At 69.2% G+C, this 12,266-nt stretch carries 9 protein-coding genes and 1 pseudogene; 4 read left to right on the plus strand and 6 right to left on the minus strand.

Annotation, left to right across the window (positions count from 1 at the left end; all coding sequences use genetic code 11):
- Positions 1-265: 265 nt before the first annotated feature.
- The 4 genes from DYI42_RS21015 to DYI42_RS21030 all read right to left on the minus strand — a co-directional run bounded on the left by DYI42_RS21015 (position 266) and on the right by DYI42_RS21030 (position 2,921).
- Positions 266-745 (minus strand): DUF2852 domain-containing protein, encoded by a 480-nt coding sequence (locus DYI42_RS21015; protein ID WP_213548697.1) that lies wholly within the window; start codon positions 743-745, stop codon positions 266-268.
- Between the two features lie 135 nt (positions 746-880).
- A complete protein-coding gene (locus tag DYI42_RS21020; protein ID WP_213548698.1) occupies positions 881-1,468 on the minus strand; it encodes a transglycosylase domain-containing protein in 588 nt (195 codons plus the stop codon).
- A complete protein-coding gene (locus DYI42_RS21025) occupies positions 1,465-1,935 on the minus strand; it encodes a YbaK/EbsC family protein (protein WP_213548699.1) in 471 nt (156 codons plus the stop codon). The genes DYI42_RS21020 and DYI42_RS21025 overlap by 4 nt, the downstream gene beginning before the upstream one ends.
- A gap of 62 nt (positions 1,936-1,997) precedes the next feature.
- The gene (locus tag DYI42_RS21030; protein ID WP_213548701.1) at positions 1,998-2,921 is read right to left on the minus strand and encodes a calcium/sodium antiporter; all 924 of its coding nucleotides are present in this window, start codon (positions 2,919-2,921) and stop codon (positions 1,998-2,000) included.
- Positions 2,922-3,041: 120 nt separating this feature from the next.
- On the opposite strand from DYI42_RS21030, the gene DYI42_RS21035 reads away from it, so the two are divergent.
- Positions 3,042-5,825, plus strand: a complete 2,784-nt coding sequence (locus DYI42_RS21035; protein WP_213548703.1) for a glutamine-synthetase adenylyltransferase — start codon at positions 3,042-3,044, stop codon at positions 5,823-5,825.
- Entirely contained in the window at positions 5,825-6,103 is a 279-nt protein-coding gene (locus DYI42_RS21040; protein WP_213548705.1) for a hypothetical protein, read from the plus strand. The genes DYI42_RS21035 and DYI42_RS21040 overlap by 1 nt, the downstream gene beginning before the upstream one ends.
- Positions 6,104-6,406: 303 nt before the next feature.
- Here DYI42_RS21040 and eda read toward each other — a convergent pair whose 3' ends face one another.
- Together eda and edd are read right to left on the minus strand one after the other, a co-directional pair.
- Complete coding sequence (gene eda, locus DYI42_RS21045; RefSeq protein WP_213548707.1) at positions 6,407-7,048, minus strand: bifunctional 4-hydroxy-2-oxoglutarate aldolase/2-dehydro-3-deoxy-phosphogluconate aldolase; 642 nt, start codon at positions 7,046-7,048, stop codon at positions 6,407-6,409.
- An 18-nt stretch (positions 7,049-7,066) separates the two neighbouring features.
- Positions 7,067-8,872 carry a phosphogluconate dehydratase gene (gene edd, locus DYI42_RS21050; RefSeq protein ID WP_213548709.1) on the minus strand — a complete coding sequence of 602 codons (1,806 nt, stop codon included), beginning with the start codon at positions 8,870-8,872 and terminating at the stop codon, positions 7,067-7,069.
- Between the two features lie 137 nt (positions 8,873-9,009).
- On the opposite strand from edd, the gene DYI42_RS21055 reads away from it, so the two are divergent.
- Complete coding sequence (locus DYI42_RS21055) at positions 9,010-11,679, plus strand: CHAT domain-containing protein (protein ID WP_213548711.1); 2,670 nt, start codon at positions 9,010-9,012, stop codon at positions 11,677-11,679.
- A pseudogene (locus DYI42_RS21060) lies at positions 11,676-12,266 on the plus strand (hypothetical protein); the annotation flags it as partial. The gene DYI42_RS21055 and the pseudogene DYI42_RS21060, both read left to right, overlap by 4 nt.

Genomic DNA, 12,266 nt, shown 5'->3' on the forward strand with positions numbered 1-12,266 from the left:
GTGAAGGCGGTGAAGGGGAGCACGAGCAGCGTCACCAGGAAGATCAGCACCCCGTCAACCAGCCAGGCAAAGAAGCGCTTGGCGGGGGTGTCGGCGTAGAACTCGGGGTTCAGCTCCGGGTCGGGGAGGGCGGTGGTGCTGTCCATGGTGGACATGTCGGGTGTCTCCTTCGGCAATGCAAGGGGCCCGCCACGACAGGGGGGGAACGCGTGGCGGGCCGTTGGGAGGCCAACGCGGGGGGCGCCGGCCTCGTTCCGTGATTTGGTTAGCGCGGCTCTGCGAGCGCGGGCTCGGCGCCCCCGTTCTGCGCATTGCCTTCGTCGTCCTCGTCGGAGGAGGATTGGGCGGCGGTGGCGCGGTCGTCCATGAAGGCGTCGAACTCTTCCTTGTCCTTCGCGGCGCGGAGCCGTTCGAGGAAGCTTTCGAAGGCCTCCTGCTCGTCTTCCAGACGGCGCAGGGTTTCGGCCTTGTAGCTGTCGAAGGCGGTGTTACCCGAGGAGCGGAAGCCGTGGCGACGGTTCATCCGGTGGGCTTCACGGTGGGGTCGGTGGGCGCAGCGGCCAGAAAACATGCGTTTGCTCCAGATCATGTAGGCGAGTAGGGCGAGACCGAGGGGCCAGAAGAAGATGAACCCCAGCACCATGGCTGCGATCCAGGCTCCCTTGCCACGCTCGTCCAGCCAGCCTTCGGCACGGGCAAACCAGCCGGGCTGGTGCGTGACGGTGGCGGTTTGGGCGGTGTTCATCAGGGTATCTCCGTTTGTTTTGCGTATGTGAATGTCTTTCACATTACGGAAGATGGGGGCTGGGCCGGGGGGCTTCAAGGGTAAATGTGAATGTTTTTTACATTTGCCGGCGGAGACCGATAAAAACTGCTGTTTTCAGGGGTTTTCTGCGCATCTGGCCGCTTGGGGAATCGGCTCCGGGCCTTCGGAAGAGAGGGTTTCGGAGATGCGCGGAGGCAGGGCACCTTCGGCGTTGGTGAGGGCTTGCGTGTAGGCGCGCGAAAGGGCCTGAGGCGTTGCGCTGTTGGCAGTGGGGGCGAGGGAGAGAACGGAGAGCGTGGCGATCTGGCGTGCTGTGGGCTCTTCGTTGGCCTCGACGTTCCAGAATGCGTTGGCTGCTGCGGGGAAGCCGGTGCAACCGCGCCCGAGATATGTCTTCAGCGCCCAGGCATTGACGATCTGGCTGTCTGTCAGGGCAACGCCAAGAAGTGCGGCTTCCTTCGTCAGGCGAAACTGCTCGTTCAGGGAGAGGCGGTGGCCGGGGAGATCGTTTGCCGGGTCGTCATCCATCTTTATCGCGAGCTCGCGCAGGATCGGGCCGAAGGTGGAAGGACTGCCATCGGCGCGTTGCTCGACGATGGCGACGACGAGGGCTTCAAGGCCGGGTGGCACGGGATGGAGGGAGCTCTGGGCGGCGAGCGGGGTGGCGAGCAGCAGGAGAGCGGCGGCAGCATGGCGGATCATGCGGTGAACTCGGCGGGTGTTGCGTTGGCGAGTCGGCTCATTTCGGCGGGGGCGATCTGGAAGATGTGGCGGGGGGTGCCGGCGGCGGCCCAGACCTGCTCGAACTCGGTCAGGCGGGGGTCGAGAAAGGCCTTGGGTGCGGTCAGGTGGCCGATGGGGGCGACGCCGCCGATGGCGAAGCCGGTGATCTTGCGCACGGCGTTGCCGTCGGCGCGGGTCAGCGGCTCGCCCGCCGCCGCGCTGGCCTTAGCCGGGTCCACCTGGTTGCCGCCTGCGGTGAGGAAGAGGTAGAGCGCGCCGCTCTCCTCCCCGGCGAAGATGATCGACTTGGCGATCTGGTCGATCTCGCAGCCTGCCGCCGCTGCAGCCTCGGCCGCCGTGCGGGTGCTTTCGGGCATTTCGCGGGTGGTGTCGGGCAGGCCCGCGGCCTGGAGCGCGGCGCGGACGCGCTTGAGGGATTTGGACATGCTCGGGCCTCGTGTGGTGATTTTGCGCCCACCCTACGGCGCGCACGGGCGGCGGCAAGGGGCTATGCCGCGCCGAGCCATACGAGATAGGCGGCATAGGGGGCGAGCAGCAGCCCGCCCTCGGTGCGGGTGACGCGCCAGCCGGTGGTGGCCAGCGTGAGCATGAGGGCGGTGGCCGCCAGCATCACCAGCGCATCGGGGATCATCGCGGCAGCATCGAGCGGGGCGGGCGAGAGCAGGGCGGTGGCGCCGAGGATGCCGAGGATGTTGTAGAGGTTGGAGCCGAGCACGTTGCCGAGCGCCAGCTCGGGCTGGCCCTTGCGGGCGGCCATGATGGAGGTGACCAGCTCGGGCAGGGAGGTGCCGACGGCGACGATGGTGAGGCCGATCACCGCCTCGGAGACGCCAAGCGCGCTGGCGAGGCCGATGGCGCCGGAGACAAGGAAGCGGGCGCCGAGCACGGTGAGGGCGATGCCGAGGGCGGTGAGGGCGAGGGCGGCGAGAGGGGAGAGGCGCGTGGCGCTGTCGTCGATTTCGGCCGGTTCGGCGCTGTCCGATTTCCATGCGTAGAGGAGGTAGGCCGCGAGGCCCGCGAGCAGCAGAACGCCGGAGAGGCGGGTGAAGCTGCCGGTGAGGGCGAGGGCGACGCAGGCGAGTGTGGCGAGCAGCACCGCCGCGCCATCGCGCATCAGTGCTGCGCGGCGCACCACCATCGGGGCCATGAGCGCTGCCGCGCCGAGGATCAGCAAAGCGTTGGCGATGTTGGAGCCGATGACATTGCCGAGCGCGATGTCGGGCGCGCCGGAGAAGGCGGCTTGCAGCGAGGTGAAGAGCTCGGGCGTGGAGGTGCCGAAGCCGACCACGGTAAGGCCGATGAAGAGCGGCGAGAGGCCGAGGCGCAGGGAAAGCGCGATGGCGCCGCGCAGGAGCAATTCGCCGCCGAGGATCAGCAGGGCGAGGCCGGCGGCCAGGGTGAGGAGGAGCATGGGAGGAAGCCTCAAGGGGTGCTTGGGCGGATATCGTCAGCGGCGGGGTGGGGCACAAGAGGCGGGCGAGACTATATTTGCACCCGTTGACCGCTGCGCGCGGGCGGGGGATGAAGGCGCATGGAATTTGAAAGCCGTATCACCCGCCTGCCGATTGCTGTTGACGAGAGCGCCGCCGCCACCGCGCGGGAGGCCGCTGGTTGGGCGAGCGACGAAACCGCCGCGCTTCTGGCGGGCACGGCGGGTTCGTCTCCCTATCTCGCGGGGCTGATCGGCAAGGAGGCGGATTGGCTTGAAGGCGCGCTGGCCGCGCCGGTGGAGGAGGTGGTGCCGCGCCTGCTGGAGGAGGCGGGCGAGGGCGATGTGGCGGTGTCGCTGCGGGTGGCCAAGCGGCGGCTCGCGCTGTTCACCGCGCTGGCCGACCTTGGCGGCGTCTGGCCGCTGGAGCGGGTGACGGGCGCGCTGACCGACCTCGCCGATGGCTCGGTGCAGATTGCCTGGCGCGCGGCGCTGGAGCGCGAGGCGGCGCGGCGCAAATCGGTGCTGGAGCCGGAGGACGTGGACGACGACCTTTGCGGGATTTTCGTGCTCGCCATGGGCAAGATGGGCGCGCATGAGCTGAACTATTCGTCCGACATCGACCTGATCGTTTTGTTCGATCAGGACCGTTGGCCGGAGCGGGATTTTCACGAGCTGCGCACCAGCCTTGTTCGGGCCACGCGGGAGGCGGCCAAGCTGCTGAGCGACAATACGGCGGAGGGCTATGTCTTTCGCACCGACCTGCGGCTGCGGCCCGATCCGAGCGTGACGCCGGTGTGCCTGAGCATGGAGGCGGCCGAGCGCTATTACGAGAGCCTTGGGCGCACATGGGAGCGGGCCGCCCATATCAAGGCGCGGGTCTGTGCCGGGGCGCGCGAGGCGGGGGCGGGCTACCTGGAGCGGCTGAGGCCCTTCATCTGGCGCAAGCACCTCGACTTTGCCGCCATTCAGGACGCCCATGACATGCGGCTGGCGATCCGCGAGCACAAGGGGCTTTACGGCACCGCGCTGGAGGGGCGTGACCTGAAGCTGGGGCGCGGCGGCATTCGGGAGATCGAGTTTTTCACCCAGACCCGGCAGATCATCGCGGGCGGGCGCGACCCGGAGTTGCGGGTGCGCGGCACCGTCGAGGGGCTGGCGCGGCTGGCAGAGAAGGGCTGGGTGGGCGAGAGCGAGGCGGCGCAGCTGACCGAGGATTACCGGGCGCACCGGGAGCTGGAGCACCGGATACAGATGGTGCACGACCAGCAGACCCATGCGCTGCCGAAGGATGCAGCGGGCATCGAGCGGGTGGCGCGGCTGGCGGGCGAGGGGGACACGGCGGCGTTTCGTGCGGCGCTGGAGGACCGGCTGGAGCGGGTGGCCTCGCTGGCCGAGGGCTTCTTTGCGCCCGGTGCCAAGCGCAAGGCGGAGGGGGAGCCCGAGTGGAGCGAGGGCGCGCGCGAGATCATGGCGCGCTGGAAGGGCTACGCGGCCTTTCGCTCGACGCGGGCGGGCGAGCTTTTTGCCCGCATCCGGCCCGAGTTGATGAGCCAGCTGGGCGGGGCGGCGAAGCCCGAGGAGGCGCTGGGCGCGTTTGACGGATTCTTGCGGGGGTTGCCCGCCGGGGTGCAGATTTTCTCGCTTTTTGCCTCCAACCCGCAGCTTCTGGGGCTGATCGTGGATATCTGCGCCACGGCGCCGGAGCTGGCGGAATACCTCAGCCACAACGCGGGCGTGCTGGATGCGGTGATCGGCGGCGATTTCTTTGCCGACTGGCCGGGCGTGGAGGTGCTGGCCGACGCGCTGGGCGAAGAGCTGGCGCGGGTGGAAGATTACGAGGGCAAGCTCGACACCGCGCGGCGGTGGGTGAAGGAGTGGCACTTCCGGATCGGGGTGCATCTGCTGCGCGGCCATGCTTCGGCACTGGTGGCGGGGGAGCAATATGCGCTGCTGGCTGAAGCGGTGCTGCGGGCGGTTTACCCGGTGGTGGAGGCCGAGCATGCCCGCCGGCACGGGCCCGCGCCGGGGCGTGGCGCGGTGGTGCTGGGCATGGGCTCGCTGGGGGCGGGCTGGCTTAACGCGAAATCGGATCTGGACCTGATCGTGATCTATGACGCTGACGGCGTCGAGGCGAGCGAGGGCAAGCGGCCGCTGACCGCGGGCGCGTGGTATGCCCGGCTCACCAAGGCGCTGGTGACGGCGCTGACGGCGCGGATGGCGGAGGGGCGGCTTTACGAGGTGGACATGCGGCTGAGGCCCTCGGGCAATGCCGGGCCGGTAGCGACCTCGCTCGCGGCCTTTGCCGCCTACCAGCGCGAGGAGGCCTGGACCTGGGAGCATCTGGCGCTGACCCGCGCCCGGGTGATCTGCGGCGAGGCGGCGCTGGCGGGCGAGGTGGAGGCGGTGCGCTGCGAGGTGCTGGCCGCGCGGCACGACCGCGCGAAGGTGCTGGCCGACGTGGCCGAGATGCGCGCGCGGATCTTCGAGGCGAAGCGGCCCGCGGGCGGGCTGGAGGCGAAGATCGGGCCCGGGCGGATGCAGGACATCGAACTGGCGGCGCAGGCGGCGGCGCTGCTGGCCGGGGTGCCGGGGCGGCGGCTGGACGCGCAACTGGCGGCGGCTGATGGCTGGCTGGGCGCGGAGGGCGCGGGTGTGCTGGGAGACACCTATGCGCTGATGCGCGCGGTGCAGGCCTGCGCCCGGCTGCTGACGGAAGGCGCGCTGGAGCCGGAGGAGCAGGGCGAGGGCGCACGCGCCTTGCTGGCCCGGGAGACGGGCGTGGAGGGGCTTGAGGCCCTTTCGGGCCGGATGGACACCACAGCCAGGGCGGCCGCAGAGGTCATCGACCGGGCGCTTGGCAAAGAACAGGAGAGGGATGCCTGATGGCAGAGATCGACGAGACGGCACGCTTCGACCACAAGGGGCTGATCCGCGAGGCCTACGCGATGGAGGGGGTTGGCCCCGGCGAGGCGCGCAGCATCTTCCTCGACTGGGCGCTGAGCCTGCCGGAGGCGGTGGCGCAGCGCGAGGCGCTGAGTGCGCTTTACGAGCAATATGGGCGTGCGGCGCCGGAGCACCCGATGAGCGCCGTGCTCAAGGAGGCCATGGAGGCCGACATGGAGCCGAAGCGGCGCGGAGGCTGGCGCGGGCGGCGGCAGTAGAGGGGCGGGGCCTCGCTTCGCTCGGCTGGTGTTCCGTGGCGTCATTGCGCTCGCTGAGCGTTCTGTTGCCTCGCTGCGCTCGGTGCGGTTTTCGGTGCCTCGCTGCGCTCGGTGAGGTCTGTGATGCCTCGCTGCGCTCGGCGGGGGAGCCTCTTCGGCTGCGCCTCATCGGCCCTGGGGCGGGACAGGTCCCGCCCTGCGGGGGGCAAGCGCTGCGCTCTGTTTTGGGTGTGGCTCGGGTGGTTGCTTTGGGGTTGAGTATTTTCAGCAAGAAAATGAAGTAGGTGCGCGCCAATCTTCAGGTCAGCGCGGGAGGGCGGCGGCCTCTTTTGCCAGCGCGGTGATGCCGGACCAGTCGCCGGATGTGACCTTGTCGCCCTGGGCCACCCAGCTTCCGCCGACGCACATCACGTTGGGCAGGCTGAGGTAGTCATTGGCGTTCTTCAGGCTGACCCCGCCGGTGGGGCAGAAGCTGATCTGGGGGATCGGCGCGCCGATGGCCTTGAGGGCGGGGGCGCCGCCGGAGGCTTCGGCGGGGAAGAATTTCATCGCCGTATAGCCGCGCTCGAGCAGGGCCATGGCCTCGGTGGCGGTGGCGGCGCCGGGGAGCAGCGGCAGGCCCTCGTCTTCGCAGGCTTTGAGAAGGGTGTCGGTGGCGCCGGGGGAGACGCCGAATTTTGCGCCTGCGGCGACGGCATCCTTCACGTCCTTCGGGGTGAGCAGGGTGCCTGCGCCGACGACGCCGCCTTCGACTTGCGCCATGGCGCGGATCACGTCGAGCGCGGCGGGCGTGCGCAGGGTGACTTCGAGCGCGGGCAGGCCGCCCGCGACCAGCGCCTGGGCGAGAGGCGCAGCATGGGCCACGTCCTCGACCACGAGCACCGGGACTACGGGGGCGAGGGCGCAGATTTCTTTTGTTTTTGCAGAGGCTTCGGCGGGGGTCATGATGTGATCCTTCAAGTGTCAGACGACCACCGCCGCGCCCTCGTCGGAGGTGCCGACCGACTGGCGGAAGGCCTCGAAGAGTTCGCGGCCGATGCCGTGTTTGTTGGCGGTGAGATCGGGGGCGGCAGGGGTGCGGGCCTCCCAGCCTTCGGTGAGGATGTCGAGGGTGCCGGAGGCGGCGTCGACGCGGACGAGGTCGCCATCCTGCACCTTGCCGATGGGGCCGCCCATCGCGGCCTCGGGGGTGACGTGGATGGCGGCGGGCACCTTGCCGGAGGCGCCGGACATGCGGCCGTCGGTCACGAGGGCGACCTTGAGGCCGCGATCCTGAAGCACGGCGAGCGGGGGCGTGAGCGAGTGCAGCTCGGGCATGCCGTTGGCCTTGGGGCCCTGAAAGCGGACGATGACCACGGTATCCTCGGTGAACTCCCCGGCCTGGAAGGCCTTTTTCACATCGTGCTGGTCATGGAAGACGCGGGCCTTTGCCTCGATCACGTGGCGCTCGGGGGCGACCGCAGAGACCTTCATCACGCCGCGACCGAGGGAGCCTTTCAGCTCCTTGAGGCCGCCGGTTTTCTGGAAGGGGTCGGTGGCGGGGCGCAGGATGCGATCATTCTGGCTGTCTTCGGCGGCGGGCTGCCAGGTGAGCTTGCCGTCGATGATCTTCGGCTCCTCGGTGTAGCTGCCGAGGCCCTCGCCCGCGACAGTGAGCGTGTCGTCATGCAGCAGGCCCTCGGACAGGAGCTGGCGGATGAGGTATTGCAGGCCCCCGGCGGCGTGGAAGTGGTTCACGTCGGCGAGGCCGTTGGGGTAGACCTTGGCCATCAGTGGCACGGTTTCGGAAATGTCGGAGAAATCCTGCAGGTCGAGGATCACCCCGGCGGCGCGGGCCATGGCGGGCAGGTGCAGCACGAGGTTGGTGGAGCCGCCGGTGGCCATGAGGCCGACGATGCCGTTGACGAAGGCTTTCTCGTCGAGCACCTGACCCGCCGGTCGATAGTCATTGCCGTGGGCGGTGATTTCGAGCGCGCGCTCGGTGCCGGCGACGGTGAGCGCGTCGCGGAGCGGCGTGTTGGGGTTGACGAAGCTGGCGCCGGGGAGGTGCAGGCCCATGAACTCCATCAGCATCTGGTTGGTGTTTGCGGTGCCGTAGAAGGTGCAGGTGCCGGGGCCGTGGTAGGAGGCCATCTCGGCCTCCATCAGCTTGTCGCGGCCCACTTCACCGGTGGCGAACTGCTGGCGGACCTTGGCCTTTTCGTCGTTGGGCAGGCCAGAGGTCATCGGGCCGGCGGGCAGGAAGACCGCGGGGATATGGCCGAAGGTGGCGGCGGCGATGATGAGGCCGGGCACGATCTTGTCGCAGACGCCGAGGTAGATGGCGCTGTCAAAGCAGTTGTGGCTGAGGCTGACCCCGGCGGCGAGTGCGATCACGTCCCGTGAGAAGAGCGAGAGTTCCATGCCGGGTTGGCCTTGGGTCACCCCATCGCACATTGCGGGCACGCCGCCCGCCACCTGCGCGGTGGCGCCCTTGGCGCGGGCTGCGGCGCGGATGAGATCGGGGAAGCGCTCGAAGGGCTGGTGGGCGGAAAGCATATCGTTATAGGCCGAAACTATGCCGATGTTGGGCGCGGTGCCCTTGGCGAGCGCGTCCTGATCCTCGCCCATCGGCGCATAGGCATGGGCCTGGTTGGAGCAGGAGAGATGCGCGCGCACCGGCCCGGCCTCTGCCGCCTTGCCGATCCGCTCGAGATAGGCGCCACGGGCCTCGGCGGAGCGGGCGATGATACGGTCGGTGACTTCGGCGATTTTCGGATTGAGCGGCAAGGGACGGCCTTTCGGGTGGCGTGAGCGATTCTGGCTGGTGGCAGGATAGCGTGTTAGCGCTAACGGGGCAAACCATGACCCGATTTGTCATGCAATTCTCTTTGACCATGGAGGGCAGGGGCGGGATATTTCAAGCCATGAGACTACTGCTTGCCCTTTTGTTTATCGCATTTGCAGTGCCGGCGACCGCCCAGAGCGCGGAGTTGACGCCTGAGGAGGCGGCGCTGTTCGAGGCCGGGCAGCAGGCGATCGGGCGGCAGGATGTGGCCGAGGCGGAGGCGTTGCTGCGGCAGGTGGTGGACAGCCTCGCCGCGCGGCTGCCGGAGAACCACCCGGAATTGCTGAACAAGATCGGCGAAGTGGCGGGCGTACTGGCGATGCAGAAGCGCTGGGACGAGGCGGTGGCGATGAAGCGCGACGTGCTGGCGCGGTTTCGGCAGGTGAGCACGGTCTATCACCCTTTGCACGCGATTGCGCAGATGTCGCTGGCCGAAACGCTGGCGGACACAGGCAACCTGCGCGAGGGGCTGGCGCTGGCCATCGAGGCGGTGAGCGTGGCCGAGCAGATCCACGGGGCTGACGATTTCGTGGCGAACGTCTGGCGCGGCAAGACGGCCAGCATGATGCAGGAGCTCGGGTTGCTGGAGGATGCGGAGGCGCTCTGGGCGCAATCCATTGCCGCGCTCGATCGGGTGGTGGCCACCTCCGACCCCGGTCAGGTGCGCGGGCTGCGGCTTTCGCTGCTGAGCTTCACCGAGCGGCGGGCCGGGGTGCTCTATGAGATGGGCCGCGATGCCGAGGCGGCGGTGGCCATGGCCGATGCGATTGCGCGGCGTGAGGCCTTCTTCGGGCGGGACGAGGGCGTTGTGGCGATGACGCTGGTGCTGGCCGATTACCAGCTTTCGGCGGGGCTGGTGGAGGAGATGCATGCCACGATTCAAGCGATCCGCCCGGTGATCGAGGCGGAGTATGGCGAAAGCCCCATGCTGGCGACGGCGCTGGCGGTGGATGCGCTCTGGTGGTTGCGCAAGGACTTTGGCGGGCCGGAATTCCTGCAGGGTGTGGAGATGCTGGAGCGGGCGGATGCGATGTTTGCCGCAACGTTGCCCGCGAGCCGGAGTGCGGGCTTTCAGCATCGTGGCTGGGGGCGGGCGCTGCTCAACCTCGCGGCGGTGCGCGAAGACCTTGAAGACTTGCCGGGCGCGATGGATGCGGTGTTGCGGGCCGAGGCGCTGGGCTGGGGCAGCCGCAACACGCTGATGCGCATTCTCGACAAGACCGGGGTGGCCGAGGTGAAGCCCTGGGGCGAGATCGTGCCCGAGGCCTTCCGCATTGCACAGCGGGCGCAGAGCACCAGCGCTGGCCATGCGCTGGAGCAGATGGCGGCGCGGGTGGGGCTGGGCGACAGCCCGGCGGCGCAGCTGCATCGCTCGATTACGGATGCGGTGGATCGGGAGGCGGCGCTTCAGGCTGAGTATGCCGCGCTGCTCCGGCGGCCCGCTGCCGCGCGTGATGCCGGGCGGGAGATTGCGCTGAAGGCGGAGCTTGCGGAGGTGAGCCTGACCCAGAAGCGCCTGACCGAGGAGCTGACGGCGACGGCGCCGGACTTTGCAGCGCTGGTCGGGGATGGCGTGGTGAGGGGGGATGAGATTCGCCCGCTGCTGGGGCCGGAGGAGGCGGTGGTGCTCTTCGATATCGGGGCGCGGGATGAGGACTTCGATTTCGTTTTCGTGCTGACCGCCGAGAGCAGCTATTGGTTGCCGATGCCGGTGAAGCCGAGCGAGCTGGCCGCCGCCGTGGCCGATGTGCGCGGGGCGGTCGACATGCAGCTCGGGGTGCGCGGGGCGACGGCGCTGAAGGCGGGGGCGCAGGAGGAGGAATTTCCGCTGGCGGCGGCGAGTTGGCTTTATGGCCAGACCTTCGGGCAGTTTGAATGGGCGCTGGAGGGCAAGAGCCACATCTATGTGGAATTGCGCGGGCCGCTGACGGCGCTTCCGCCGCAGCTGCTGGTGCGCAACCAACCGGCGAAGCTGGAAGATGCCCACTGGATGGTGCGGGACTATGCCATCACCGTGATTCCCTCGGTCTTTGCGCTGAAGGCGATGGAGATCGCCGCGACCGGCCCGCGGGCGCCCGAGCCGATCCTTGGCGTGGCCAATCCCGATTTCGATCCGGGCGGGGCGGCGCCGGTGAAGGTTTCGAACAACCGGGGCGGGGCGCTTTCGCCCCTGCCGGAAACCTTTGGCGAGGTGCAGGCGGTGGCGGGCTCGATGGGCGGGCAAGAGGTGTGGCAGCAGGGCGAGGCCAGCGAGGCGGCTGTGAAGGGGGCCGATCTGGAGCGGTTTCGGGTGCTCTACTTTGCCACGCATGGGCTGGTTTCGGGTGACGAGGTGAAAGACCTCGTGGTGCAGGAGCCGGCGCTGGCGCTTACCCCGGGCGGCGGGGAAGACGGCTTGCTGACCGCCTCGGAAATCGCCCACCTGCGGATGAACCCGGATTGGGTGGTGCTGAGCGCCTGCAACACGGCGGTGGGCGACACGCCGGATGCGGAGGCGCTGAGCGGGCTGGCGCAGTCTTTCCTCTACGCGGGCGCGCGGGCACTTCTGGTGAGCCACTGGCCGGTGGAGAGCCAGAGCGCGGTGAGCCTGATGACAGACATCTTCGCCCGGCGCGCCGCCGACCCCGGCCTGAGCGCGGCGGAGGCGCAGCGGCAGGCGATGCTGGCGATGATCGACGGGCCGAAAGCGGAGTGGCGGCACCCGGCCTATTGGGCGCCCTTCATCCTCGTGGGAGATCCGGACAGGTGAGGCGGGCGGCGCTCTTTCTGGCGGCGGCGCTCTGCCTTGCCGGGCCTGGGGCGGCCCAACCCATCGAGAGCCCGGCGCAGTGGGATGCGCTTTGGGGCGAGATGTTTGCCGCCGAGCGGGCGGGTGATTTCGACACCGCGTTGGCGATGATCGACCGGCTGTTGCCTGCCGCGCTCGCCGGGTGGGGCCCGGATGCGCAGCAGGTGCTGGAGGCCCGTGCGATGCGGGCGCGGCTGTTGAGCGCGCTGGGCGACTATCACGCCGGGCGGGAGGAGGGGCAGCGCGCCTACGAGGGATTTCTGCGCGTGCTGGGGCCGCAGAACCGGCGCACCCAGACCGAGGCGATGGCTTACGCGGTGCGGCTGAGCGAGGCGGGCGAGGTGGCCCGCGCGGTGCCGCTGGCGCTGGAGGCGATTGCCCAGGCCGAGGCAAACCTGGCGCCCGGCGATCCGCAGTTGAACCTCTGGCGCTACAACCTTGGTGGCTTTCTCAAGGATATGGGGCGGCTGGAGGAGGCCGAGGCGATCTTTGCCCGTGCCGACACCGCGTTGAAGGCGGGGCCGCCGAGCGTGGCGGCGGGGATTTAC

Source organism: Vannielia litorea, from assembly GCF_018424695.1.
GTDB classification, from domain to species: Bacteria; Pseudomonadota; Alphaproteobacteria; order Rhodobacterales; family Rhodobacteraceae; genus Vannielia; species Vannielia litorea_A.